At 75.2% G+C, this 25397-nt stretch carries 23 protein-coding genes; 10 read left to right on the top strand and 13 right to left on the bottom strand.

Translation table 11 applies throughout. The annotated features are described in order from the left end of the window. Nucleotides 1–4: 4 nt before the first annotated feature. Both LG634_RS23360 and LG634_RS23355 read left to right on the top strand, forming a co-directional pair. Nucleotides 5–1267: a 3-dehydroquinate synthase family protein gene (locus LG634_RS23360; protein WP_226735905.1), complete on the top strand. Its 1263-nt coding sequence runs from the start codon at nt 5–7 to the stop codon at nt 1265–1267. Between the two features lie 5 nt (nt 1268–1272). Next, on the top strand, nt 1273–1467 hold the full coding sequence (locus LG634_RS23355; RefSeq protein WP_226735904.1) for a hypothetical protein: 195 nt from the start codon (nt 1273–1275) through the stop codon (nt 1465–1467). A gap of 89 nt (nt 1468–1556) precedes the next feature. Here LG634_RS23355 and LG634_RS23350 read toward each other — a convergent pair whose 3' ends face one another. Beyond that, entirely contained in the window at nt 1557–2240 is a 684-nt protein-coding gene (locus LG634_RS23350) for an HAD family acid phosphatase (RefSeq protein ID WP_226735902.1), read from the bottom strand. 297 nt (nt 2241–2537) lie between these two features. On the opposite strand from LG634_RS23350, the gene LG634_RS23345 reads away from it, so the two are divergent. Next, the gene (locus LG634_RS23345; protein WP_226735900.1) at nt 2538–2750 is read left to right on the top strand and encodes a superinfection immunity protein; all 213 of its coding nucleotides are present in this window, start codon (nt 2538–2540) and stop codon (nt 2748–2750) included. Between the two features lie 12 nt (nt 2751–2762). On the opposite strand, the gene LG634_RS23340 is transcribed toward LG634_RS23345, so the two are convergent. After that, nucleotides 2763–3605, bottom strand: a complete 843-nt coding sequence (locus tag LG634_RS23340) for an alpha/beta fold hydrolase (protein ID WP_226735898.1) — start codon at nt 3603–3605, stop codon at nt 2763–2765. Nucleotides 3606–3758: 153 nt separating this feature from the next. Between LG634_RS23340 and LG634_RS23335 the strand changes: the two genes are divergently transcribed. Both LG634_RS23335 and LG634_RS23330 read left to right on the top strand, forming a co-directional pair. Beyond that, entirely contained in the window at nt 3759–5462 is a 1704-nt protein-coding gene (locus LG634_RS23335; protein ID WP_226735896.1) for an FAD-dependent monooxygenase, read from the top strand. 25 nt (nt 5463–5487) lie between these two features. Next, nucleotides 5488–6768, top strand: coding sequence for a PA0049 C-terminal domain-containing protein (locus tag LG634_RS23330; protein WP_226735894.1), 1281 nt, complete (start codon nt 5488–5490; stop codon nt 6766–6768). Nucleotides 6769–6792: 24 nt separating this feature from the next. Here LG634_RS23330 and LG634_RS23325 read toward each other — a convergent pair whose 3' ends face one another. Together LG634_RS23325 and LG634_RS23320 are read right to left on the bottom strand one after the other, a co-directional pair. Beyond that, complete coding sequence (locus LG634_RS23325) at nt 6793–7305, bottom strand: GNAT family N-acetyltransferase (protein ID WP_226735892.1); 513 nt, start codon at nt 7303–7305, stop codon at nt 6793–6795. A gap of 50 nt (nt 7306–7355) precedes the next feature. After that, on the bottom strand, nt 7356–7940 hold the full coding sequence (locus LG634_RS23320; protein ID WP_226735890.1) for a L,D-transpeptidase family protein: 585 nt from the start codon (nt 7938–7940) through the stop codon (nt 7356–7358). A 357-nt stretch (nt 7941–8297) separates the two neighbouring features. On the opposite strand from LG634_RS23320, the gene LG634_RS23315 reads away from it, so the two are divergent. Next, nucleotides 8298–9539, top strand: a complete 1242-nt coding sequence (locus LG634_RS23315; protein WP_226735889.1) for a serine hydrolase domain-containing protein — start codon at nt 8298–8300, stop codon at nt 9537–9539. Between the two features lie 114 nt (nt 9540–9653). Here the strand turns inward: LG634_RS23315 and LG634_RS23310 are convergent, their stop codons facing one another. The 4 genes from LG634_RS23310 to LG634_RS23295 all read right to left on the bottom strand — a co-directional run bounded on the left by LG634_RS23310 (nt 9654) and on the right by LG634_RS23295 (nt 15033). Then, entirely contained in the window at nt 9654–10349 is a 696-nt protein-coding gene (locus LG634_RS23310; protein ID WP_226735888.1) for a DUF4232 domain-containing protein, read from the bottom strand. Between the two features lie 160 nt (nt 10350–10509). Further along, a complete protein-coding gene (locus LG634_RS23305; RefSeq protein ID WP_226735887.1) occupies nt 10510–13278 on the bottom strand; it encodes an AfsR/SARP family transcriptional regulator in 2769 nt (922 codons plus the stop codon). A 146-nt stretch (nt 13279–13424) separates the two neighbouring features. Beyond that, a complete protein-coding gene (locus LG634_RS23300; protein ID WP_226735886.1) occupies nt 13425–14105 on the bottom strand; it encodes a class I SAM-dependent methyltransferase in 681 nt (226 codons plus the stop codon). 91 nt (nt 14106–14196) lie between these two features. Continuing rightward, nucleotides 14197–15033: a dienelactone hydrolase family protein gene (locus tag LG634_RS23295; RefSeq protein WP_226735885.1), complete on the bottom strand. Its 837-nt coding sequence runs from the start codon at nt 15031–15033 to the stop codon at nt 14197–14199. A 254-nt stretch (nt 15034–15287) separates the two neighbouring features. Here LG634_RS23295 and LG634_RS23290 point away from each other — a divergent pair, with 254 nt between their 5' ends. The 3 genes from LG634_RS23290 (at nt 15288) to LG634_RS23280 (ending at nt 17702) form a co-directional block, all read left to right on the top strand. Continuing rightward, a complete protein-coding gene (locus LG634_RS23290) occupies nt 15288–16490 on the top strand; it encodes an MFS transporter (RefSeq protein ID WP_226735884.1) in 1203 nt (400 codons plus the stop codon). Between the two features lie 145 nt (nt 16491–16635). Further along, nucleotides 16636–17001, top strand: coding sequence for an SCO4225 family membrane protein (locus LG634_RS23285; RefSeq protein WP_226735883.1), 366 nt, complete (start codon nt 16636–16638; stop codon nt 16999–17001). Nucleotides 17002–17294: 293 nt separating this feature from the next. Beyond that, entirely contained in the window at nt 17295–17702 is a 408-nt protein-coding gene (locus LG634_RS23280) for an ArsR/SmtB family transcription factor (protein ID WP_226735882.1), read from the top strand. Nucleotides 17703–17735: 33 nt separating this feature from the next. Here LG634_RS23280 and LG634_RS23275 read toward each other — a convergent pair whose 3' ends face one another. The 4 genes from LG634_RS23275 to LG634_RS23260 form a co-directional block, all read right to left on the bottom strand. Then, nucleotides 17736–18134, bottom strand: coding sequence for a Cif family virulence factor (locus LG634_RS23275; protein WP_226735881.1), 399 nt, complete (start codon nt 18132–18134; stop codon nt 17736–17738). Nucleotides 18135–18260: 126 nt separating this feature from the next. After that, nucleotides 18261–19136: a S1 family serine peptidase gene (locus LG634_RS23270; protein WP_226735880.1), complete on the bottom strand. Its 876-nt coding sequence runs from the start codon at nt 19134–19136 to the stop codon at nt 18261–18263. 177 nt (nt 19137–19313) lie between these two features. Then, nucleotides 19314–20117 carry an alpha/beta fold hydrolase gene (locus LG634_RS23265; RefSeq protein WP_226735879.1) on the bottom strand — a complete coding sequence of 268 codons (804 nt, stop codon included), beginning with the start codon at nt 20115–20117 and terminating at the stop codon, nt 19314–19316. Nucleotides 20118–20150: 33 nt separating this feature from the next. Further along, nucleotides 20151–22841, bottom strand: a complete 2691-nt coding sequence (locus LG634_RS23260; protein ID WP_226735878.1) for a hypothetical protein — start codon at nt 22839–22841, stop codon at nt 20151–20153. Between the two features lie 201 nt (nt 22842–23042). On the opposite strand from LG634_RS23260, the gene LG634_RS23255 reads away from it, so the two are divergent. Next, entirely contained in the window at nt 23043–24290 is a 1248-nt protein-coding gene (locus tag LG634_RS23255; protein WP_226735877.1) for an SLC13 family permease, read from the top strand. A gap of 298 nt (nt 24291–24588) precedes the next feature. On the opposite strand, the gene LG634_RS23250 is transcribed toward LG634_RS23255, so the two are convergent. Next, complete coding sequence (locus LG634_RS23250; RefSeq protein ID WP_226735876.1) at nt 24589–25371, bottom strand: SDR family NAD(P)-dependent oxidoreductase; 783 nt, start codon at nt 25369–25371, stop codon at nt 24589–24591. Nucleotides 25372–25397 lie beyond the last annotated feature (26 nt).

Below are 25397 nucleotides of genomic sequence, written 5' to 3'. Positions count from 1 at the left end.
CGGCATGTTCCCGTACGACGGACCGGCCCGCGCCGGTCACCCCGCCGGTCACCTCGCCGGTCACCCCGCCGGGCCCGGTACCGGCCCCGGACCCGGCATCCGCATCGACCGGCAGCTGGTGGCCGGGCCGGTGCACTTCCCCGTGCAGATCCGGCACGGATCCGCGCACTCCGACGAACTCACCCGGTCTCTGCGGGAGTTCGGGCCGGAGCGGATCGTCCTCGTGACCGGCCCCGGGCTGCCCCGCCGGGCCGCCGCACGCGTCCTCCGGCAGCTCGGCGAGGCCGCACCCACCTCGCTGCTGTGGCCCGGCCCGCGCGCCGCCGCGCCCCCGGTGCCCGACGGAGCCCTGGTGGCCGCCCTCGGCGGCACCTGCGTCCTGGCCGCCGCCGATCGGCTGCGCCGCGCCGACGGGACCCGGCCGCCCGTGGTCCGCCTGCCGACCACGCTGCGCGCGATGGCCGACACCGCCCTGACCGTGACCGGCGGGGCGCCCGTACTGGTCCGGACCGACCTGGAGTTCCTGGAGACCCTGCCGCCGCGCGCCCTGCGGGCCGGGCTCGGCCTCCCGGTCCGTACCGTGCTGGCCGTCGTACCGGCGTCCGCCGGGCAGGTCGCGGCCCGGCTGCGGACCGACGGCCGGTACGAACCGGCCGCCCTGGCCGGCCTCCTCGCCCTGTGCACCGAGGCGCGGTCCGTCCTCGTCCGGTACGACCCCCTCGAACAGGGCCCGGCGGCCGCCCTGCACTACGGCGACGCCCTGGCCCGCGCCCTGTGCTCCAGCGCGCCCGTGCCGATGCCGTACGGCGAGGCGCTGGCCCTCGGCCTGCGGGTGGCGGCCCGGGCCGCCCGGCTCGCCGGGCTGCTGCCGGAGGCCGGCGAGGCGCTCCACACCGACCTGCTCGACCGGGCCGGAGCCGTACGGTTCCTCCCGCCCGGCGCCGACCCGGACGCGGCGGTACGGATCCTGACGGCCGGCCGGGAGCACGCCGGGCTGGTCCTGCTGGACCGTCCGGGTGAACCGCACGTCCACCGGGGCGCCCTGGCCACCCCCGTCGCCGCCGGCCTGCTGGCCGCCGCGCTGCGGGCCGTCGTGGCCGCCCCGCAGGTCCCCGCGCCCGCAGGCCCGCCCGTACCGCTCGCCGCGGCCGGGACCGGAGGAGGTCCCGCTCCTCATGCGGCCGGGGCGCCGGGAGCTGCATGGTGGATCACAGAAGCCGTTCCGGCGGTGCGCACCGCGCGTCCGGAACACGAGTGGGAGAGGTGAGAACGGTGACGAGTCCGACTCCGGCCCAGTTCCGGGCCAGCCACGGCGAGATGTACCAGTGGCAGTCGGTCGACTTCGAGGTGTACGAACACCTCGTGGAAAACCAGCAGGCCGCCGCTCCCCGGGCCCGCCGGGACCCGGGCGCGGTGGCCGGTCCCCGCCGTCCGGCCCGTGGCGAGGGAGCCCGCAAGGGCGACTGAACAGGGCGGGCGCTCCGCACGGGAGCGCCCGCCCTGTCGTGCTGCCCGCCGCCGGCCGGCCGGGAACGCCCCGGCCGGCCGGACGCGGGTCAGGACAGCTTGCCGTCGTAGTCCGGCAGCTTGAACGTGCGCTCGGCGTGGCCGCCGACCAGGTCGCTCTGCTTGTTGCCGATGTTGGCGATGACCGTGTAGCCGCGGGCCTCGATCTCGGCCCGCTTGGCCGTCTTGTACGTGCTGACCTCGTGGAACAGGTCGGGCAGGTCCCGCACGTACAGCCCGGAGACCGGGTAGCCCACGGACTTCAGGTTGCGCTCGGTCAGCGAGTGGATGATGCCGGGGCGGGCCGTGACGAAGAAGATCGCGACGCCGCGCTCGTTCGCGTACCGGGTCAGGTCGCGGACCTCGGAGATCGCCGGGGTCGGGAACGTCCAGAACCAGTGGAAGTCCGTCTCCAGCGAGGAGTTGTCGATGTCGAGCACGATCGCGGGCTTCTCGCCGGCCGGCGACCGGTTGATGCGCTGCTCCACGTAGGGGCGGGCCTCGCCGATCACGGCGGCGACGTCCCGCTTCCAGGTCGCGTAGTCGATGCCGAGGATGGCGGCGTTCCCGCCGGGAGCGGCCGCGGTGGCGGCCGCCGGAGCCAGGGCCGGGGCGGGTGCCGCCTGGGCCGGGGCGACGGGGGACAGCAGGAGGGCGGCGGCGGCCGCGACCGCGCCGGCTGCGGTGCCGAGCGTGCGGGTGCGGACGGCCGGGCGGGTGCCGGTGCTGCGCATGTGGGGGCGCTCCTTGCGACGAGTGGACGCCATGCCGGAGTTGGCATGTACGCGCTCAGAATCGGCAAGATCCCGTGACATGTCTACTGGTCGGTAGGAAACTTCTTCCGGCCGTCGGGTGAACACCCGTGTCCGGATCTCCATCACGGCGGCGGGCCACGGCCCCGGGCCCCCCGGCCGGAGCGGCCCGGACGGCGGTTAAGGTGTCCGTCCACACGACGACCGGCCCGGCTCCGGACAGCCGCGGTCACGACCGGACCGCGGACCCCGACCGGCAGCTCACAGCGGGGGAACACGATGGTCCTGATACTGCACGTCCTGGTCTACGCAGTGCTGCTGACGCTTGGCCTCTGGCTGTACCTGCTGCCGTCGCTGATCGCCTTCCGCCGCGGCAGGGACAACCGCTGGCTCGTCCTCGGCATCAACGTCTTCTTCGGCAGCACCTTCATCGGCTGGGGCCTCGCCCTGTACCTCGCCACCCGGCAGCCCAGGCCCGCCGTGGGCTTCTGAGGCGCCCCCGCCTCACCCCGCCAGGAACGCCTCCGCCGCGGCCGTGAACCGCGCCGCGTCGTCGAGCCACGGGTAGTGCCCGGCGCCCGGCTGCACCAGCAGCCCGGCCCCGGGGAAGGCCCCGGCCAGCTCCGCCATCGCCGCCGGCGGCGAATTCAGGTCCACCTCCCCGGCGAGCACCAGCACCGGCGCCGCGAAGGCGGCCAGCGCGGCCCGCGTGGCGGTCGGATCGTAGGCACCCTCGGCGCCGTACCCGGCCGCGGCCTCCGCGTTGCGCTGCACCTCGTCGCCGGCGTCCAGCTCGCGGGCCGCCGCGTCCCAGCGGCCGTGCCTGAGCGGCGCCACCGCCTCCCAGGCGCCGGGCGCGGGCCGGCCGGCCGCCACCGACTCCAGGGCCGCGTAGGCGGCGGCGAACCACGGCTCCCCGGCCCGCAGCCGCGCCGTCGCGAGCCGCTCCTGCGCGGTGACCTCGATCCCGAGGACCATCGGGCTCGGGGTGACCAGCAGCAGCCGCCCGACCCGCTCCGGACGGCGGGCCGCGTAGAGCACCGCGAGGTTGGTGCCCGCCGAATGCCCGAGCAGGTCGATCCGGTCCAGCCCCAGGTGCTCGCGCAGCGCCTCCACGTCCGCCACCTGCCGGTCGCAGCGGTAGGACGCCGGATCCCCGGGCAGTGCCGAGCGCCCGGTGCCGCGCAGGTCCAGCATGATCAGCCGGCGGTGCGCGGAGAGCCCGCCCAGTTCGCCCAGGTATGCGGAGTCGCGCATGGGCCCGCCCGGCAGGCAGACCAGCGGCGGACCGTCACCGAAGGAGCGGTAGGCGAGCGGGGTGCCGTCGTACGAAATGAATTCAGCCACGGGCCGGACGATCTCAACCGGTGTCCGCGGCGGCAACCGAATATCCGGGCGGGTGTCCGTGCAGGTGGAAGGCCTGCAGTGGCCCGGCCAGGGGTGCCGGGCGACCATGAGGGGGTTCGGCTCGGACGGGGGCTTCAGGCCGGGGAGACGACAGTGACGTACCGCGACGCACCCGACGTACTCGTGGTCGGCGGCGGCCCCGTCGGCCTCACGGCCGCCGCGGAACTGCGCCGCCGCGGCACCGCCTGCCGCATCATCGACCGGCTCCCGGCCCGACTGCCGTACGCCAAGGCCGTCGGGATCCAGCCGCGCACCTTCGAGGTCTGGGACCGGATGGGCCTGGTGCGGTCCGCGCTGGAGGCCGCGGTCCCGCTCCGGGGCCGGCTCGCGTACGTCGACGGCGTCGAGCAGCCCCGCATCGATCTCGCCCTGCCGGCCGGGGTGCCGTACGGCTTCGCCGCGCTCCCGCAGTACGAGACGGAACGCCTGCTTGAGGCGCACCTGGCCCGGTTCGGCACCCGGCTGGAACGCGGCACCGAACTGCTCTCCTTCACCCAGGACGCCGACGGTGTCACCAGCCGGCTCCGCACCGCCGAAGGCGCCGAGGAGGAGCTCCGCACCCGCTACCTGATCGGCTGCGACGGCGCGCACAGCACCGTCCGCAAGGGCCTCGGGCTCGCCTTCGAAGGCGGCGCGTTCCCGGACGAGTACATGCTCGCCGACGTCGAGACCGACTGGGAGCTGCCCGCCGGGTACAGCGTCCGCGCCACCCGCCTCGGCCCCGACGGCACGGTGGCCGACCTGCTCGTCTGCGTGCCGCTGCCCGGCCGGCGCCGGTACCGGATGTCGATGATGGTGCCGCCCGAGCTGTCGCTCGCCGGCACAGGCACAGGCACAGGCACCGGTACCGGCACCGGCACCGGCACCGGCGGGGGCGACGACACCGGGGGTGCGGTGGCGCACGGCCTGGAGAGCAGCCGGACGCCGGCCCTCTCCGACATCCAGGCGGTCGTGGACCGGATGGCCCCGCAGCCGGCCACCGTGTCGGCGATGCGCTGGTCCTCGGTGTTCCGCATCAGCCACCGGATCGTGGACCGGTACGCCGACCGGCGCGTCTTCGTCGCCGGCGACGCGGCGCACATCCACCCGCCGACCGGCGCCCAGGGCATGAACACCGGCATCCAGGACGCGTACAACCTGGCGTGGAAACTGGCCCTGGCGGTCGGCGGCGACGCCCATCCGCGGCTCCTCGACAGCTACGACGCCGAACGCCGGCCGGTCGGCGAGGAAGTCGTCGGCCGCACCGTCCGGCACGCGACCCGCGGCATCGACGCCGACGCCGACCGGATGGATCCGGCCACCCTGCTGATGCGCGAGGCCCAACTGCTCGTCGGCTACCGCGGCAGCCCCCTGCTGGCCGGGACGGCCGGCCCGGCGGACCACGGGCCGCAGCCCGGGGACCGGGCGCCGGACTGCGGCGGGCTGCGCGGGAACGTCGCCACGTACCCGCTGCGCCTCTACGACCTGCTGCGGGACCGGCCCGGACACGTCCTGCTGCTCCACCACGGCGCCCCCGACGGCGCCGCCGCCCCCGAGGAACTCTCCGTCATGGCCGCCGAGCTGGTCTCGCACGGCCGGCTGGACACCCTGCTGCTGCTCACCGAGGGGGTCCCGTACGACGACGGGCCGCTGCCGGTCTACCGGGACGCCGGCGGCGAGTTCGCCCGGGCCTACGGGACCGGAGGTGCGCGGACGACCGCGTTCCTGATCCGCCCCGACGGATACCTCGGCCTCCGGCTCAGCCCGCCCGAGCCGCTGGAACTGGCCACCCACCTCGCCGGGGTGCTCCGGGCCTGAGCCCCACTATGTAATGTCACACCGCATGATGCTCTTACGGCGCGCGGCATCGGCCGCGGCCCTCCTCGCCTCCGTCCTCCCCTTCGCGGCCCCCACCCCCGCCACGGCGGCCCCCGCACCCGCGGCGGCCGACGGCCCGGCCTGCCGCACCGCGCCGGCCGCGCCCGACCGCGAGCAGGCGCGGCTCGCCGACCCGCGGACCACCGCCCTCGTCGACCGCTCCGGGCTCGCCGGGTTCGTCCGCCGCTTCCCCGCGGCCCTGTGCGGAGCGCGCAGCGCGGCCGAGGCCGCCGGCACCGTCGAGGCCTGGGGCGAGGCCCTGTGGTGGTCCGCCGTGCACCGGGCGCAGGGCCGCCGGCCAGGCGGCGACCTCGCCCCGGGCGACGACCGGCCGCTGTACTGGGCCCGCCTGCGGATGACCGTACAACTCGATTCCTGGCTGCCGGAGTTCGCGGTGGACAAGGCGGCTCTGCGGACCCGTTTCGAGGACGCCTCCCGGGGCCTGGCCGACAACGACTTCACCGGAACCCCCGGCGTCCGCCGCGTCTTCATCAGCGGCTTCGACCCCTTCGGCCTGGACGGCGAGCTGCGGCGCGCCAACCCGTCCGGTTCCGCCGCCCTGCGCCTCAACGGCCGCCGCATCACCCTCGCCGACGGCACCCGCGCCGAGGTCCGGGCCGTCGTCCTGCCCGTCCGCTACGGCGACTTCGACCGAGGCCTCGTCGAGCGGGCCTTCACGCCGCGGATGGCCGGCGGCCCGCGCTCCGCGGACCTGATCACCACCGTCAGCCAGGGCTACCCCGGCCTCTTCACCCTGGAGGAGTGGGCCGGCCGGAACCGCTCTGCCGACCCCTACCCCGACAACACCGGGACCCTGTCCGGCGGCACCCGCAGCCGGCCCGTGACGGCGCCCGGCATGGGACCGGGCCCGGAGTTCATCCGCACCACGCTGCCCGCCGACGCGGTCACCGGAGCCGTGCAGTCGCCGTACCCGGTGCTCCTCAACCCCGACGTGACGGAGATCCCCGCCGGCGGCACCGGGCCCGTCGACCGCGAGGACGGGCCCACGCCCGGCTCCCGGGCCGTCGCGGGCGGCGGCGGCGGCTACCTGTCCAACGAGGTCGCCTACCGCTCCAACCGGCTGCGCCTCGAACTCGCCCCCGCCCTCCCCGGCGGCCACCTCCACACGCCGGTCCTGACCGGCCTGCCGGCCGACCCGGCGGAGCTGACCGGCCCGGAGTTCGAACGGAACGAGACCGCCATCGCCGACGAGGTCCGCGCCGTGCTCGAACAGGCCGCCCGCTGACGGGTGCGGCGCCGGCCGTCCGCCTCAGCGGTCGAGTTCGTCGGCCAGCAGGTCCATCAGGAGCCCGTCGTGCCAGGTGCCGTCCGTGCCCCGCTCGTACCGGCGCATGACGCCCACGGGCCTGAAGCCCACCTTCTCGTAGCAGCGGATCGCCGCGAGGTTGTCGGCGGCCGGGTCGATGACCAGCCGGTGGTGGCCGATGTCGTCGACCAGATGGCGGGCGAGGGTGCGGACGGCGTCGGTGCCCAGGCCGCGGCCGTGCACGCCGGGATCGAGGAACAGGTCGATCCCGGCGTGCCGGTAGTCCGGTTCGTCCTCGGCGTACCACTGGATCCCGCCGATGATCCGGTCGCCCTGCCGGATGGTGAGGAAGTGGAGGTCGGGGTCCGCCAGGTCCTCGGAGATCTCCTTCTCGAAGTCGGGCCCGCCCCGCCAGCGGTGCAGCACCTCGGGCAGGGCCCGGATGGCGGCCAGTGCGGGCACGTCCTCGGCGACGGCCGTCCGGAGGACGAGCGCTGTTCCCTGAAGCACGGTCATGAGGGGACAGTAGCGGCCGAACCGGACGCGCCGCGCGGGGGTTTTTCCGGTCAGCTGACCACGTACAGCTTGGTCACTCGGGACCAGCCGAGGCCGCCGATCTTGGAGAACAGGTTCTTGATGTTGCCCGGGTTCAGCTTGATGCAGCCGTTGGAGTAGTAGTCGTTCGGGTTGCTGTTGGTCCACCGCTCGGACTCGATGGTGCCCTGGGTGCCGTTCGGCCGCATCTCGCTGTGGATGAACAGCTCCGTCCGCTTGGTGCCGTTGTGGCACTTCTTGTCGGAGATCTTGATCACGTAGCCGTTGATGATGCCGTCGAAGTTGGTGCGGTGGAACTCGATGTTGTACGTGCCGTTCGGCAGCCAGCCCTTGTTGAGGGTGCAGGTGTTGGTGGTCTGGCCGGAGCCCGCCTTGTAGCTCGCGAGCACCCTGTCCGGGCCGGCGACGCTCTTCATCAGGTAGAGCCGGGAGTTGGTCACCGAACTCTTGTCGAACTTCAGGTAGTACGCGGGCACCGCCGCGGGGGCGTCGGCCGTCGCCGGTCCGGCCTGCGCCGGCCCGACGGCCGCGGTCAGCAGGCCGGCCGCGAGGGCGGTCGCGAGGGCCACGGGCGTGAAGCGGAGACGATTGCGCATGACGGCACTCCTGGAAGCGAGGGGATGGACGAAGGGCACGCCGGGAGTTGCCCTGCGGCCGTCCCCCGGTGGCCGCTGCCGAGTCTCGTGCGAGCCGTCCGCCGCACACAACGGCGTCCGGTGTCCCGGACAGCAACGCCCTTGTCCGGGCAGGTCGCAGGCCCGCGACCGGGCGGTGCCGGACCGGCGGCCGGGACCCGGGAATCCGCAGAAACCTTTCTGTCTGGGGATGTCCCTGGCAGGAGCCGTCAGAGATCTTGCGTAGGCTCGGGGCCTGGGGGGGGAAGCACCGTGACCGCGGACCGTTCCCTTTCCTTCCTTTCGACAACTGCTTTGACCACACAGTTGAGGAGACCCGTGCGTCTTTCCATCGACCGACGCCTCACCGTCGGTGCCGCCCTGCTCGCCGCCGTTGCCGCCGCCGTGCCCGCGACCGCCCACGCCGTCCCCGCCGAGGCGCCCGCCGCCCGCACCACCGTGCCCGCCCCCGACCTCGACGGGATCTCGCAGGCCCTGCGCAACACCCTCGCGGCCGGCGCGCCGGGCGCCATGGCCCGCTTCAAGGGCCCGGAGGGCGTCGAGTTCCGCAGCGAGGGCGTCCAGGACCGGACCACCGGCGAGGCGATGAACCCGAAGTCCCGCTTCCGGATCGGCAGCGTGAGCAAGACCTTCTCCAGCGTCGTGCTGCTCCAGCTCGTGGACGAGGGCAAGGTGAAGCTCGACGACCCGGTCAACGCCTACCTGCCCGGTCTGCTGCCCGACGACCGCATCACCGTCCGCCACCTGATGACCCACCGCAGCGGCCTGGCGGACTACACGAACGCCATGTTCGCGCAGACCGTCCCCGGCTTCGAGGCCGTCCGCAACAAGGTCTTCACCTACCAGGAGCTCGTCGCGCTCTCCCTCAAGGAGCCGCGCACCACCGAGCCGGGCGTCTCGTACAAGTACTCCAACACCAACTTCGTGGTCGTCGGCATGATCATCGAGAAGGTCACCGGACACGGCGTGGCCAAGGAGTACGGCAAGCGCATCATCAAGCCGCTCAAGCTGAAGAACACCTCGTACGTGCACCCCGCCACGGCCATCAAGGGCGTGCACGCCCGTGGCTACCTGCACCCCGACGAGGCGGGCGCGCCGCTGGTCGACTCCACCGAGCAGACCGTCTCCTGGGCCCAGTCCGCCGGCGCGGTCATCTCCAACGAGACCGACCTCGGCACGTTCATGTCGGCCCTGCTGCGCGGCAAGCTGCTCTCGGCGAAGACGCTGGAGGCGATGACCACCGTCACCCCCACCGACGCCACCAACACCCGCCACTACGGGCTGGGCCTGCGCCGCTACGACCTGACCTGCGGCACCCAGGTGTTCGGTCACACCGGCACCGTCCAGGGCTTCTACACCTACGCGTTCACCACCCGCGACGGCAAGCGCAGCCTGTCCGCGATGGCGAACACCTCCAACCGCGGCCAGGCCAACACGGCGCTCGGCGGCACCCTGGAGGCCGCGTTCTGCGGCAAGAAGACCGCCCCGGCGGTCATGAAGCGCGGCTTCGCCCCGCTGCGGGCCGCCGAGGCGGACCTGCCGGAGCACGGCTCCCGCTGATGCACGTCACCCCGCCGGACCGTCTCCGGTCCGGCGGGGTGAGTGGGCCGCTCCCTGCGGGCTCAGGGCCGGACCTCACCGGCCGGCCTGCCGCTGTGCCGGCCGAAGCGGTACCTAGCGAAAGTCGTACGGCTTCACCCGGTTCCAGCGGGTCACGTCGGCCGAGGACCAGGTGAACACCGACGGCACCCCCTCGGCGTCGAAGGCGTCCAGCTCGTGGCCGGGACCGGTGTCGCCCGAGGCGTCGCGCAGCGCGATGCTCAGGCCGCCGGCCCGGCGCTCCTTGCCGGACCCGTGGTGCAGCGCCACCGCCGCGTACGCCGTGGCTCCCGGCTCCAGCACGATCCGTGCCGCACCGCCCGGCGCGTCCTCGGGGGAGTGGCCCAGCACCCGGTCCGAGTCGCCCAGCATCACCGACGGGTACGAGGTCACCCGGCAGGGCCGGGAGCCGGCGTTCTCCGCGCTGACCAGCAGGTGCTCGCCCGGCAGGCCGGGGAAACGGTGCAGCACGCCGTACGAGATCTCGTCCCCGGCGCACGCACGGACCCCGTCGGCGGCACGCCGGACGGGCCGGGTCCGGCCGGACCCGTCGGCCGTGCCGGCCGTGCCGTTCGCACCCGAAGCCACGGCCGGGCCGGAGCCGGAGGCGGTCCGGGCCGGAGCTTCGGCGGCGGGCTTCGCTGCCGAACCGCCCGCGGCCTTGGTCCCCGTGGCCTCCGGGGAGCCGCCGCAGGCGGTCAGGGTCAGGGCCAGAGCGAGGGCTGCGGTGGCCGCGGTCAGCGCGGCGGTGCGGATGTGGTGCTCGGTCATGGTCGGACTCCCCGTGTGCTCGTGCGGTCGGCACGGGCCCGTCCCCGTGCTGCTGCCACCACCCTCCCGAGCCCGGCTGGCGTCGCGTTCATGCCCGGCTGACGTTCCGCTGACGCCCCGCACCTGCCGCCCCGCCTGCCGGCGTCAGTCCCGATCGGCGTCAGTCCCGGTCGGCCAGCCGGACCAGCGCCGCCGCGTGCCGCTCGCGGTAGGCCTCGTCCGCGGTCACCCGCAGCAGCGTGGCCAGCGTCTGCACCGCGCCCTCGTCGAATCCGAAGTCCTCGGCCTCCCGCGCCGCCTCGTCCAGGCACCGGATCCCCTCCGCCCGGTCGCCGAGCCCGAGCAGCGCCTCGCCCACCGACGCCAGCAGCATCGCCCGCGGCGCGGACGGCGTGTCCGGCAGGTCGAGCGCGCCGGCCAGCGTCGCCGCGTCCAGGGCCTCCTGCCAGCGCCCGGCGTCGAGCCGGTGCCGCGACAGGTGGTACAGCGCCAGCCGCTCGGTGTGCGGCAGCCCCGCCTCCCGCGCCAGTTCCGCGCCCCGTACGCAGCCCCGCGCCGCGATGCCGAGATCGCCGAGCGCGGCCTGCGCCAGCGACAGGTTGACCAGCGCCGTCGCCTCGCCGCCCAGGTCGCCGGAGCGGGCCGCGAGCCCGGGCGCCGCCTCCAGGTGCGGCAGAGCCTCCCCGATCCGCCCCTCCTCGGTCAGCACCCAGCCCAGCAGCGCCAGCACCCGCGACTCGGCGTTCGCGTCCCCGTCGGCGCGCGCCGCGGCCAGCGCCGTGTACAGCATCGGCGCCCAGTCGTCGAGGACCCGCCACACGACCAGCGGCCACATCACGAGCAGTACCCGCCAGGTCCGGCCGTGCAGGCCGGCGGCCTGCGCCGCGCCCGCCGCCAGCAGCAGGTCCTCGCGTTCGGCCGCGTACCAGGCCATGGCCTCCTCGCGGCCCGCGAACTCCGCCGGCACCGGCGGCGGACGGAAGTCCGCCGGCTGCCCGAAGCACGGCTCGCCGTCCTGCTCGGCCGCGGCCGCCGCGGCCAGCCCGGCCGCCGTGTAGTGGTCGAGCACCCGTTCCAGCGCGCCCGGCTCCGCCGGCATGCCGCGCGCATACAGCCGGGCCAGGTCGTGCAGCGTCCACCGGCCGGGTGCGCTCTGCGTCAGCAGGTGTGCGGCGGCCAGCTGTTCGAGGGCGGTGTCGGCACCGTCCGGTCCGGTGCCGGCCAGGGCGGCGGCCGTACCGCGGTCCACATGGGTGCCCGGATGCCGGCCCAGCTGGGCGAACAGCGCGGCCGCGGCCGCCGGCAGCTGGCGGACCGACAGCTCCAGCGCCGCGCGCACCCCGGTGTCCTCGGCGTCGAGGAGCGCCAGGCGGCGGCTCGCGTCCGACAGTTCGTCGGCCATCGCCGTCAGCGTCCACTCCGGCTGGTCGGCGAGCCGTGCCGCGGCCACCCGCAGCGCCAGCGGCAGCCCGTCGCACAGCCGGGCCAGCCGGCGGGCCGCCACCGGTTCGGCGTGCACCCGCTCGGCACCCAGCACCGCGGCCAGCAGCGCCGTGCTGTCCTCGGGCCCCAGCACGCCGAGGGGCACCGGCCGGGCCGCGTCGGAGGCGATCAGGCCGCGCAGCCGGTGCCTGCTGGTGACCACCGTCACGCAGCCCGGCCCGCTCGGCAGCAGCGGCCGGACCTGCTCCGAGGCCCGCGCGTTGTCGAGGACGACCAGCAGCCGGCGGTCCGCCGTCAGGGTGCGGAACAGGGCGGCCGCTGCGGCCGGCGACTCCGGCATCCGGCGCGGCGGCACTCCCAGCGCGGGCAGGAACTCCCGCAGCACGTCCATCGGCGAAGGCTCGCCCGTGTCGCTGAACCCGCGCAGGTCGACGTGGAGCCGGCCGTCCGGGAACCGGTCGGGGTCGCGGCGCGCCCAGTGCACCACCAGGGCGCTCTTGCCGACCCCGGCCGGCCCGGTCACCAGGCACACCGGAGCCTCGCCGGCGGCGGCCCGGGTCAGCGCCGCGAGTTCGGCCTGCCGCCCGTGGAAACCGCGCGGCGCACGCGGCAGCAGATCGGCCGCGGGGTCCGCCGGCAGGGGTATCGCGGCGGCCGGCGGCGCCTCGGCCGGCGCCGGAGCAGACGCCTGGGCCTGAGCCGGTACGGCGGCGGGCGCCTGGTGGTCGGGGTCCTCGCCGGCACCGGGGTGACCGCGCAGGGCGAGGGCGTACGCCTCCGCCAGCTCCGGGCCCGGGTCCACACCGAGTTCCTCGGCGAGCAGCTGCCGGGTGCGGTGGAACCAGTCGAGCGCCTCGGAGCGCCGCCCGGCCCGCCGCAGCGCCGTCACCAGTGCGGCCGACAGCGACTCGTTCAGCGGGTGCGCCCCCGCCTCGGTCCGCAGGATCGACGCCGCCCGCGCGTGCTCGCCCAGCAGCCCGTAGCAGCGGGCCAGCTGCTCCACGGCGGCCAGCCGGTGCTCCTCCAGCGCGTGCGCGGCGGCCTGCAGCGGCGGGCTCGGGTGCACCCCGGTGAGCGCCGGGCCCTGCCACAGCGCCAGCGCCTCCCGGTACATGGCCGCGGCGTCCTCCACCGCACCCTGGACCCGGGCCAGGCCGATCATCTCGTCGAACCGGTGGGCGTCGAGCAGGGTCTCCGGCATCCGCAGCGTGTACGTCGCCCCTTGCGTGGCCAGCTCCACCCCGTACGTCCCGGCGTCCGCCGCATCGAGCAGGACCCGCAGCCGCGACACGTGGCCCTGGATGACGCTGCGGGCCCGCGCCGGCGGCTCCTCGTCCCACAGGGCGGCCGTCAGGTGGTCGACGGACACGGGGTGGTTGGGCCGCAGCAGGAGCGCCGCGAGCAGGCTGCGCCGCTTGGCGGGGCCGAGCGGGAGGTCCCCGGCCTCGGTGGCCACGGCCACCGCTCCGAGCAGCCGGAACTCCACGAAACCTGCACCTCCAGAAACAACAGGACGGACAGCCTATCCGCCGTTGCGGGCCCCTCCGGACGCCCGTCGGCCGGGCGGAGCCGGAACGGCCGGAACCGTCCGGTCCGCCGTCGGCGCTCCCGCGGCGGGATCCGGCCGGGCCGTCACCGGGGCCGGGTCTGGGTGACGCGCCACAGCCGGCGCGGCAGCGCCCCTTCCTCGAAGGCGTGCACCTCCTCCAGGTGCCACCCTGCGGCGAGGTCGTCGACGAGCTCCCGGCCGAAGAAGTGCACGGCGAACCCGCCGTGCTCCCAGATGCCGTCCCCGTGCCCCAGCCCCTCCCCGAAGTGCGCGTCGCCGGTGTGGCGGACGGTGTAGACGAACGTGCCGCCGGGCCGCAGCACCCTCCGCACCTCGGCGGTCAGCGCGTGGATCTCCGCGGTGGACAGCGCCATGCACAGCAGCATGTGCGCGAACACGGCGTCCGTGCAGGCGTCCGGCAGCGGCAGCGGCTCCCGGACGTCGAGCACCGAGACCGTCACCCGGTCCGCCACGCCCTGCCGGCGGGCGGCGGCCGCCAGCTGTTCCAGCCCGGACACCGCGAAGTCGGCGGCCCGTACGGTGAACCCCTCGCGGGCGAAGTACAGGGCGTCCCGGCCGTGTCCGGCACCCAGCTCCAGCACGTCCCGAGCCCCGGCCGCATGGAAGACGGCCGCCGCGTGCCGGGCCGGGTCCGACGGCTGCTCCCCGTACATCCCAGGGTGGGCGGCGTACGTCTGCTGCCAGTGGGCCCGCTGGGTGCCGGCGGGTTCGGGGCCCTCGCCGGCCACGGCGTGTTCGGTCACGGGGTCGTCCTCCTGCTGCTGTCCGGGATGCGCTGTGCGCGACGGCCGTACGCGTGGTGTGCCGTACGCGTGGTGTGCCGTGCGCGCGACCCTAGGGCCGGGGGGCCTCGTCCTTGAGGAGCCGCCAGCGGAACAGTTCCAGCACCTGTTCCAGGGCGTCCCGGGTGGGCTGGCCCGGCTCGTCGATCAGGTGCTCCGTCAGCACGGAGTGCGGGGCGAGCCGGCCCGCCGGATTGGCGTCGGCGTCGTCGAGTTCGACGGCCACGAACGCCTCGCCCAGCTCCCGCGCCAGGAACCGGAACCGATCGCCGGGCACGAACCGGTCGCCCTTGAAGCGCAGTCCCAGCACCTTCAGGCCCTCGCGCTCGCAGCGGCCGCGGACCACCGCCAGGTCCTCGGGGCTGATGTCGATGTTCCCCCGCCGGCCCGGGGTGACGGCCAGCGGCAGCGACGGCTGCGCCAGCACCGGGGCGAGCAGCCGCTCGTCCGTCGCCATGGCCAGAGCGAAGCCGCCCGTCAGGCACATGCCGACGGCCCCGACGCCCGGGCCGCCGCAGCGCTCGTGCTCGTGCGCCGCCAGGGCACGCAGCCAGTGCACCACGCGCGAGCTGCGGCCCGTCGCCAGCAGGGTGAACTCCCGGCTCACGCACACGTCCAGCATCGTCGAGAGGCCGTACAGCTCGGTGGCGAGCCGCCCGTGGGCGTCCGGGTGCGGGTCGCGGCCGGGTCTGCCGAACAGGACCGGAAGCACCGCCGTACAGCCGAGGCCCACCACCCGCTCGGCGAACTCCAGCACCTTCGGGGTGATGCCCGGGATCTCCGCGATCACGATCACGGCCGGTCCGGTGCCCCGCCGCAGCACCCGGTGGGTGGTGCCCTCGTGCGTGAAACGGGTCTTCTGCCAGCCGGTCAGGTCGTGGTCTGCCATCGGTGGACTCTTCTCCGGGAGAGGGAAGGTGCTTCGGCCGGAGCCCCGCCGGGGGACCGCCGGGCGGGGCGCGCCGCCGATCCTACTCCCGGGTAGCCGGGCGGCAGGGGCGGCCCGGCCGCCGGGATGCGGCCACCGGGGCGGCGGCCGATCATGAGGGGGCAGCACCGCCAGGCGGCCCCGGCCGGGAGCCGCGCCCGCGCGGGCCCGCGCGGCCCGCCCGATGCCCGCGTGCCGGGCCTGGGAGCGTGTCGATGGCCGAGCACGACGCCGACGCCACACCGTCAGCGGCGGCCTGGGGCAACCTCGCCCTGGCCACCGTCGGGTTCACGCTCACCTTCTGGGCGTGGGACCTGATCGCCCCGCTGGCGAGCGATTTCGACGAGCGGCTGCACATGACCTCGTTCGCCCAGTCCGTGCTGGTCGCCGTGCCCGTGCTGGTCGGCTCGCTGGGCCGGGTGCCGGTGGGGGCGCTGACCGACCGTTACGGCGCCCGCCTGCTGTTCCCGCTGGTGGCCGCACTGACCATCGTGCCCGTCCTGCTCATCATCCCGGCCAAGGGCTCGTACGCGGCCCTGATCGCCGTCGGTTTCGTCCTCGGGCTCGGCGGGACGACGTTCGCGATCGGCGTGCCGCTCGTCAACGCCTGGTTCCCGCCCTCGCACCGCGGCGCGGCCCTCGGCATCTTCGGCATGGGCATGGGCGGCGTGGCCCTGTCGGGCTACTTCACCCCGCGCATGTACCGGCACAGCGAGAACCTCCCGTTCCTGGTGCTGGCCGCCGCGCTCGCCGCGTACGCGGTGCTCGCCGCCCTGCTGCTGCGGGACAAGCCCGGCCGGCCGGTGCCGACGACCCCGCTCGCCACCCGGCTCGGCGCGGCCGGCCGGCTGCGGGTGACCTGGGAGCTGTCCGCCCTCTACGCGATCGGCTTCGGCGGCATCGTCGCCTTCGGCGTGTACCTGCCCACCTATCTGAAGACCTGGTACGAGCTGGACGCCACCGACGCCGGCACCAAGGCGGCCGGGTTCGCCCTCGTGACCGTGCTGTTCCGGCCGATCGGCGGCTGGCTCGCCGACCGCGTCGACCCGGCCGTCGTCACCGCCTGCGCGCTGGGCGCGGTCGCCCTGCTCGCCGTCGTCCAGGCCTTCGACCCGCCGCTCGACCCCACCGCGACGGTCTGCCTGCTGCTCATGGCCGCCGGCCTCGGCACCGCCAGCGGCGCCGTGTTCGCCCTGGTCGCCAGGGTCACCCCGCAGCCGCAGGTCGGCAGCGTCACCGGCATCGTCGGCGCGATGGGCGGGCTCGGCGGCTTCCTGCCGCCCCTGGTGATGGGCGCGGTCTACAGCGCCAAGGACTCCTACTCCATCGGCTTCATGCTGCTCTCCGACCTCGCCCTCGCCGGCTGCGTCTACGCCCTCGGCCGGATGCGCGACGCGGGCCGCACCCCGGCCGGCTGACCGGGCGTCCGGATCCGGGTTCCTTCTCCCGGACGGTCTGAGTAGCACTACTCAGGCGGCCCTGCCGGTCCCGCCGCAGGATGTTGATCACCGGCGGTGCACGTCCCGTCCGCCGGGCCCTGCCCGTCCACCGAGGAGCACCTTCATGTCCGTCCGGCACCTGCGCACATTGGCCCGCCTGACCTTCGGCAGTCTCGCGTCCCGCCTCTACCTCGCCCTCGTCGCGGCGGCCGTCGTGGTGGCCGAGATCGACATCCGGTTCGTGGCGCACGAGGACTCGACGTTCGCGGCCCTCCCGGTCATGTTCGTCACCCTGCCGATGTTTGCCGTGTGCCTCATCGGCGGTGAGCGGTTCTGGCCGGAACTGACGGACAGCGCGGCGTACTTCTACGTGGCGGTGCTGGTGTCCGCCCTCGTGCAGGCGCTCGCCCTCGGAGTGCTCGCGCACCTGGTGCAGCGCCGGCAGCAGCGGCGCGCCACCGCCGGGCCCGCTCCCACGTGGGGGGTCTGACCGTGGCCGTCCCCCGCGTCCTGCGTTCCTTCGCGCGGACGGACCGGCGCCGTCGTGTACGCGATCCTGGTGGTCTCGTACACCGTCCACGCGTTCCTGCTCGGCCTGCTCGTGCGCGGGATCCGCGGTGCGCTCGGCCGGGGCGGGCGGGAGGCGGGTCCCGGCTGACCGGCGGGTCCGGTGCGTGCCGTGATCCGGTGTCGGCGGTTGCGGGAGTCTGCCATCGTGGGGGCACACGAAGGCCATGGAGACGGGCGACGGCGTCTCCCCGACCGGGAAGCCGCGGTGGACCAGTGCCGAGTACGCATGGGGGCAGGACGGACGGGGGAGCCGTCGGCGCCGAGAGCGGCGCGGCGGCCGCGCACACCGGCACCCCGCTCTACCAGCTCAAGTCCGAGTTCTTCAAGACCCTCGGCCACCCCGTGCGCATCCGCGTCCTGGAGCTGCTCAGCGTGCGCGAGCACGCGGTCGCGGAGATGCTGCCCGAGGTCGGCGTCGAAGCGGCCGCGCTCTCCCAGCAGCTGGCGGTGCTCCGCAAGTCCAACCTGGTCCTGACCCGGCGCGAGGGCTCCACCGTCTTCTACCGGCTCGCCAGTCCCGAGCTCGCCGAACTCCTGCGGGTCGCCCGGGGCATCCTCACCGGAGTCCTCCAGGGCCAGGCCGAGCTCCTCGCCGACCTCCGGGCCACCGCCCCCCGGTAGCCGGGGCGGGCGGACCGGGCGGACCGGCGCGGGTCAGGGGGCGTCGTACCAGGAGAAGGCGGCGATCCGCCAGCCGTCGGGTGTGCGCACGAACTGGATCGCCTTCGTGCCGGTGCCGTCGTACGGCTTCCCGTCCAGCATCCCGGACTTGCGGTACTCGCCGAACCGGGACGCGACGTCCCCGGCGATCTCGGTCCGCTCGGAGGTCTCCCACTCCGCGAACCCGGTGAGCCGGCCTCCGGCCAGCAGCTTCTCGCGCGGTTCGACGAACTCGTCGACGGTGTACGCCGTGAAGTCCGGGCCGGTCTTCACGATCACCCCGCCGGGGATCATCAGGCGGCGGATCCGGGCCACGTCGGCCGCGCCGCCGTCCCGGTTGTCGAACGCGCCGAAGAACTCGGCGGTCAGCTCGTCTATTTCGGCCTTGGACATGGCCGAGACCCTAACACCCGGTCCTGCGCGGCCGGTTGGCGGACCGCGCGGGGGGTGTCCGGAACGGGGACGGCCGCCCCCTGGAACCGAAGGTTCCGGGAGCGGCCGTCACTGCGGGGGCAGAGGTCAGCGGCCGAGCAGCCGCAGCATCCGCTTGCCCTCCTTGGACTCGCCCAGCGTCTTCCAGAGCTTGGCGGAGCTGGTGGACGCGTACACGCCGGGGGCGCCCTGCTCGGCGCAGCCCTCGCCGTACGAGACGATCCCGATCTGGTACGTGCGGCCGGCCACCTTGCGGAACAGCGGGCCGCCGCTGTCGCCCTGGCAGGAGTCCTTGCCCTCGACGCCCGCGCAGACGTTGACGGTCTTGTCGTAACCGCGGTACGTCGCCTTGCACTCGGGGTGCGACAGCAGCGGCACCTTCACCCCGCGCAGCCGGTCCGGGTACCGGGTGATCTCGGTGTCGGTGTTGCCCCAGCCGATGACGGTCGCCTTGGCGCCGGGGCGCAGCAGCGCGTCCGTGCCGGCCGTCGGGAGCTTCACCGGGGCGATGTTCGTGACCGGCTTGGCCAGCTCGATCAGCGCCAGGTCGTACGCCTCGTTCTGCTTGTAGCGCGGGTGCGACACGATGCTGAGGACGTTGCGGAGCTGGCCCTGGCCCTTCTTGGACAGCATGGTCCGGCCGACGGTCACCTCCAGCTGCTGCGGCTTCTCGCCGGTCACGCAGTGCGCGGCGGTGAGGACGACGTTCGGGGCGATGAGGCTGCCGCCGCAGAACTGGCGCTGTACCGGGCTGGCCTTGCCCTTGCTGAGGAGGGCGGCCATCCACGGGTAGGCGCCGTCGGGCTGCTCGACGCCGCCGATGATGTTGGCGACGGGCTTCGGGTCGGTCGCGGCGTGGGCGGTGGCGGTCGCGGCGGAGCCGACGAGCGCCAGGGCGGCGCCGGCGGCGAGGCCGGCGGACGCCAGGCGGACGCTGCGGCGGCCGGACAGGTTCGTGCTCATGGGGGGTTGGTCTCCAATATCCGGTTTTGAACGGAATGGCACTGCAAAGGTCCGCACCTGAAGGGCTGTTGACCCTTCGGGAGGGACCTCCCTGCCAGACCGCAAATGACCGCGGGAGGTTCATTCGTTTCCCGGAATTCTCCGGACTCGGCCGAATCGGACCGGTCCGGGTGTGCGTCAGGCGGGAAGACCGGCGAGGAACGGCCGGAGCACCTGCCACAGGGCTTCCGGTGCCTCCAGGTGGACGTCGTGCCCCGCGCCGGGCACGCTCGCCGCCGTGATGCCGGGCCGCAGCGCGAGCATCGGGTCCACCTCGGACGCCGGCACGATGCCGGACTGCCCCCAGACCGCCAGGGTCGGGCAGCTGAGGCCCGCCCACTCGTCCCAGTGGGCCCGCTCTTCGTTCTCGGCCAGCGACCCGGTCATCACCTCGGGGTCGAAGCGCGTCCACCAACCGCCGTCGCGCTCCTCCAGCCCCGCCGCCCAGGCCTCGCCGACCGGCCCGCCGCCGAAGAACGCCACGGCGGCGGCGAACGACGGGAAGGGCAGTGGCCATCCGAACAGCGCGGCCCCGATCTCGGCCGCCGCGCCGGGCCGCCGCTCGGGACCCGCCTCGACGACGACCAGCGCGCGGATCAGGTCGGGACGGGCCGCGGCCGTGAGGAGGGCGGTGTGCCCGCCGAGCGACTGCCCCAGCAGCACCGGCCGGTGCAGGCCGAGCGCCGCCACCACGGCGAGCACGTCGGCGACGTACGCGGCCCGCGACACGTCGGCGGGATGCCGCTCGCTGGCGCCGTGGCCGCGTTGGTCGAAGGCCACGACCCGGTGGCCGTCGGCCGCCAGTCGCCCCGCGATGCCGTCCCATTCACCCGCGTGGCCCGCGAGGCCGTGCAACAGGACGACCGGCGTGCCGGACCCGCCCCGGTCCCGGCACGCCAGCCGGACACCCTCACGCTTCACGATGTGTTCGGACCAGGACATCCGTCCCCCTTCCGGAAGTGCCGACTGCAGGTTTCAGGCGCCGGCGGCCGGGGGCTGGTCCGCGTTCAGGCGGAGGAAGAGTTCCACCGGGTCCATCTCCGCGGCCTCCAGCAGCGGGTGCAGGTCGCGGGAGGCCGGGTCGCCTGTCGCGGTCGGCCGGGCGCTGCCGCGCTGGAACGTCGCGGACGGCGTGGCGGGCGGCAGGATGCGGTGGCTGCTCCACGCCCGGCCGGCCCGGCGGATCAGCGTCGGCCGGTGCCAGGCCATGAAGCACGGGACGCCCCGCCCGGTGGCCCGGACGAAGACCGGGCCGGGCCACAGCCCGTCGGGCAGCTCGGACACCACCGTGACCGCCTTCGCGCACGCCCCCTGCGGATTGCTCACTTCCCGCAGCTCCCACACCCCGCCTTCGTACGAACCGTGCAGCCCCGCGGCGGCCAATGCCTTCACCGCCTCGCCGACGGGGTCCGGAACGGCCTGCGCCCGCTTGCGCAGCGCCCGCAGGTCGGAGTCGGTCGCCACCGGCGCCCCGCGGTGGGCCGCGGGCAGGAACAGATCCGCCGCATGCCGGGTCCGGGCCCGCGCGACCGCCGCCCGGCTCGACCGCCAGGACGCCGCGGCCGCCGCATCGGCCTCCGGCCCCTCGATCTCGTAGTGCAGCCCGAGCAGCGACATGTGCACGGCCACCACCGCGTCCACGCGCGCCCACAGCCCGCCACCCGCGCCGGAGCCGTCGTCCGGTACGCCGTCCCCCGGGTCCGCGCCGTCCGGTGCGTCCGCCGGCTCCGGCACCTCCGCCCGTGCGGCCACGGCCGTCAGCGCCGCGATCAGCTCGGCGGTCAGATCGCGCCAGCCGTAGTCGTCCTCGTCCCACGCGCCGGCCGCCAGCAGCCGCAGGTGGAGGCCCGACAGCGCCAGGACCGCCGGCAGGGACCACACCCTGCCCTGCGGGCCGTCCGGCTGCTCCGCGACCCCGTCCGCACCGCCCTGCGCCGCCCGGGTGTCCGCCGCCAGCTGCCGCACCAGCCGGCCCATCCACGTCCGGCCGTGCGTCCGCACCTCCACCGGCAGGCCGGCCGGACCGTCCCCGTCCGCTCCGCCGGACAACTCCTCCGGTGTCTCCGCCGGGCCGGGGAGTTCACCGGACAGCGGGCCGAAGGCCAGGTGGGTCAGGGCGGGGCCCAGGGTGCGGCGGGAGACGGCCAGGGCCGCTGCCAGGTCCCGCGGCGCCGCCGACGGCCCGGCCGCCGGGAGCTCGCGGAGCTGCATCACGTCGGTCTCGAAGCGCCGGGCCGCCGCCGGGTCGGCGATCAGGTCCTCGGCGGTGTAGCCGTGCGAGAGGTGACCGCCCGGCGCAGCCGGCTCCACCCCGTACAGGAACGCGACCGCCGACGTGACGGGCGGGCCGTCCGGCCGCGCGGCCACGGCCCGGACCGCGGCGCCCGGTTCCGGTGCCGTCGGCAGCGCGATCACCACCGACGGCACCCCGTCGGGTATCGAGCCCACGCGCTGCCACGAACCGGGCGCCCCGCGCTCGTCCGACACCTCGATGCCCACCGGCACGCCCGTCGGCCGCCGGCCGAGGACCGCCCGGAACGACAGACCGTCCGCCCGCGCACCCAGCAGCACCAGCTCCGGCGCCCCGCCCCCGCCGCCGGATCCGGCCGACGAACCGGTCAGCTCCCCGGCCGGCACCCCCGGCCCCTCGTCCGGGAGCAGCGGCGCCGGGCCGGCGGACAGCACCGCCAGCTCACAGGGGGCACCGGCAGCGTCCGCCACCGCCCCGCCAAGACCCTCCGCAGTGAGGTCGCCGCCACCGGTCAGGGCCTGCCAGCGGTCCCCGGTGCGCCACTCGATCAGCCGGCCGTGCCGGACCCGGACCTCCGCCGGCTCCCGCACCGGGGCCGCCGGATGCCCGGCGAACGCGCCCCGCACCCCGTCCGCCTCGTACGCGGACCACAGGCGCTGCAGGCCCAGCGTCACGTCCGCGGGCCGGAAATGGTCCCGGAGCCGGCCCAGCGCCGCTCCCGACGGATCGACGGCCGGTGCGGACAGCCGGAGTTCGTCCACCGGCCCGCCGGGCAGCTGCTCCAGCAGCGGCCGGTGCAGATTGTGCAGCAGCCGCACCTCTGCGCCCTCCGCCGGCACATCGGGGGCCTCGCAGTGGCGCTCGGTCAGCAGCTCGGCCAGCCCACGCAGGTGCTCCTCCCACCACGGGGCCATGCCGACCGCGCCCGGCAGGGCGTCCAGCCAGTCCGCCAGGTCGGCCAGCAGCGGGTGCGAGGCCCCGCCCTCGGTGGCCACCACCGTCCACAGTCCGTCGTCCGCCCCCCAGCCCGCGGGGGTGGGGCTGCCCGAGCCGATCGCCACCCGGCAGGCCCGGTCGCCGATCAGCAGCGCCAGCCCGGGCCGGAACCCGCCCGCGCACGAGGCGACCCCGTGCAGGTAGCCGCGCCCGGCCTCACGCACCTCCGCCGGATCGTGCAGCTGCCCCGCCGCGTCCCCCAGCACCGCGACCCGGGCGCCGAGCGCGCGCGCCTGCGGCACGGCCACCGTTTCCAGGAACCGGAGGTCCACGGCGGAGCCGAGGACGAGGAACTCCCGCAGCGGCTCCCGGTCCGGGCGCTCCCGCCACTCGTCGAGCAGGGACACCGGCGACGCGAAGCCGGCCGGCACCCCTCCCGCTGCACTGCTGGTCGTCGTGTCCGTCGCCCGGCCGGTCATGCCGCCACCTCCACACGCTGATGCCCCCTGGAGCTGCCGGACGACCCGCCCTGATCCGGCGCGAACTGTCAGGCAGGCTCTTCACCTGAAGCCGAAGATACAACTGCCTGCTGACACCGGTTCAGGCAGGTTGTGGACAACTCGACCGACACCGGGAGGGCTGGTGGCGGCTGCCGCCGGCCGGATGTGCATGATCGGGGCGTGCTGCTCGAAACCCTGTCCGTCGCCGCGCTGGCCGTGGTGCTGGTGTGTGCCGTCGTCCGCCCGTTCCGCTGGCCCGAGGCCGCGTTCGCGGTGCCCGCCGCCGCCCTCCTCGTCGTCACCGGTGCCATCCCCCTGGACGTCGTACGCGACGAGGCCGCGCGGCTGGGACCGGTCATCGGCTTCCTCGCCGCCGTGCTCGTCCTCGCGCGGCTGTGCGACGACGAGGGCCTCTTCCACGCCTGCGGGACCTGGATGGCCCGCTGGGCGCACCGCCGGCCGCGCCGGCTGCTCGGCGCCGTCTTCGCCCTCGCGTCGACGATCACCGCCGCCCTCAGCCTGGACGCCACGGTGGTCCTGCTGACCCCCGTGGTCTTCGCGACCGCCGCCCGCATGGGCACCCGCCCCGCACCGCACGTCTACGCCACCGCCCACCTCTCCAACACGGCCTCGCTGCTGCTGCCCGTGTCGAACCTGACGAACCTGCTCGCCTTCACCGCCACCGGGCTCACGTTCACCCGGTTCGCTCTCCTCATGACGCTGCCCTGGCTGGCCGCCATCGCCGTCGAGTACGCCGTGTTCCGGCGCTTCTTCGCCGCCGACCTGGCCGCGCCCGTGGCGCCCGCCGGCACGGAGGAGCCGCCCGAGCTGCCGCTGTTCGCCCTGGTGACCGTCGCCCTCACCCTGGCCGGTTTCGCCGTCGCCTCCGCCGCCGGCATCGACCCCGCCTGGGCCGCGGCAGCCGGCGCCGCCGTGATGGCGGTCCGCGCCCTGCTCCGCCGGCACACCACGCCCGCCGCGATCGTGCGGTCCGCCGCGCTGCCGTTCCTCGCCTTCGTGCTGGCGCTCGGCGTGGTCGTACGGGCCGTCGTCGACAACGGGCTGGGCCGGGCCCTCGGCGGACTGCTGCCCGACGGGACCTCGCTGCCCGCCCTGCTCGGCACCGCCGCCCTCGCCGCGGTCCTCGCCAACCTGATCAACAACCTGCCCGCCGTGCTGGCCCTGGTACCGCTGGCCGCGCCGTCCGGGCCCGGCGCGGTGCTGGCCGTGCTGCTGGGCGTCAACATCGGCCCCAACCTCACGTACGCCGGCTCGCTCGCCACCCTCCTGTGGCGGCGCATCGCCCACCAGCACGCACACGAGGTGGGCCTGCGGCAGTTCACCCTGCTCGGCCTGCTCACCGTGCCCGCCGCGCTGCTCGCGTCGACCGTCGCCCTGTGGCTGTCCCTGCGGGCCGTCGGAACCTGACCGCGGGGCGGGACGCGCCGGCGGACGCGCCCCGCCCGCCGGCCACCGGTCCATCGACAGCCGGACCAGCTCGGCGAACGTGCCGCCCGTCACCCGGGACAGCTGCTCGTACGTGCCCTGCTCGATGACCCGGCCCTGATCGAGGACGATGATCCGGTCGGCCAGGCGGCAGTTCTCCATCCGGTGCGTGACGATCACCGTCATGCGCTCGTCCTTCATCTCCCGCAGCCCCGAGAACACCATGTGCTCACCGCGCGGGTCCATCGCGGACGTCGGCTCGTCCCTCACCAGGGACCGGTCAGTGGACGGAGAAGCCGCCGTCGACGAAGAGGGACTGGCCGGTGACGTAGGAGGAGGCGCGGCTCGCGAGGAAGACGGCGGCGCCGGCGAAGTCCTCGGCCAGGCCGTTGCGGCCGGCCATCGTGCGGGCGGCCAGGGCCGCGACGCGGTCCGGGTCCGCGGAGAGCCGGGCGTTCAGCGCGGTCATCACGAAGCCCGGGACGAGGGTGTTGCAGGTGACGCCGTGGCGGGACCAGGCCTCGGCCTGGGAACGGGCGAGGGATTCCAGACCGCCCTTCGACACGCCGTACGCGCCGCTCTGCACGAAGGCCCGGTGCGCCTGCTGGGAGGTGACGTGGATGATCCGGCCGAAGCCGCGTTCGGCCATGCCGGGGCCGAAGCGGCGGCCCAGCAGGAAGGGGGCCTCCAGGTTCACCGCCATCGTGGCGTCCCACACGGCGTCGTCCAACTCGCCCATCGGGGGGCGGAGGTTGATGCCGGCGGAGTTGACGAGGATGTCCGGCTCGCCGAACGGTTCCACGGCCCGTTCGGCGGCGGCCGTCACACCGGGGCGGCTGCCGAGGTCGGCGCTGACCCAGGCGGCGCGGCAGCCGGCGGCCGTGAGCGTGCCGACCGTCTCCTGCAGCGGGCCGGGGGTGCGGGCCACGACCACCACGCGGGCACCGGCGTGGGCGAGGGCGGTGGCGATGGCGCGGCCGATGCCGGAGCTGCCGCCGGTCACGACGGCCACGCGGCCGTCCAGCGAGAACAGTTCGGAAAGGTATCCCTGCGAGTTCGTCATCCCCGCAGGCTATGCACCCCCGGCTT

It is taken from the genome of Streptomyces bambusae, assembly GCF_020532645.1.
GTDB lineage: Bacteria > Actinomycetota > Actinomycetes > Streptomycetales > Streptomycetaceae > Streptomyces > Streptomyces bambusae.
This window is presented reverse-complemented; position numbering and strand designations above follow the sequence as displayed.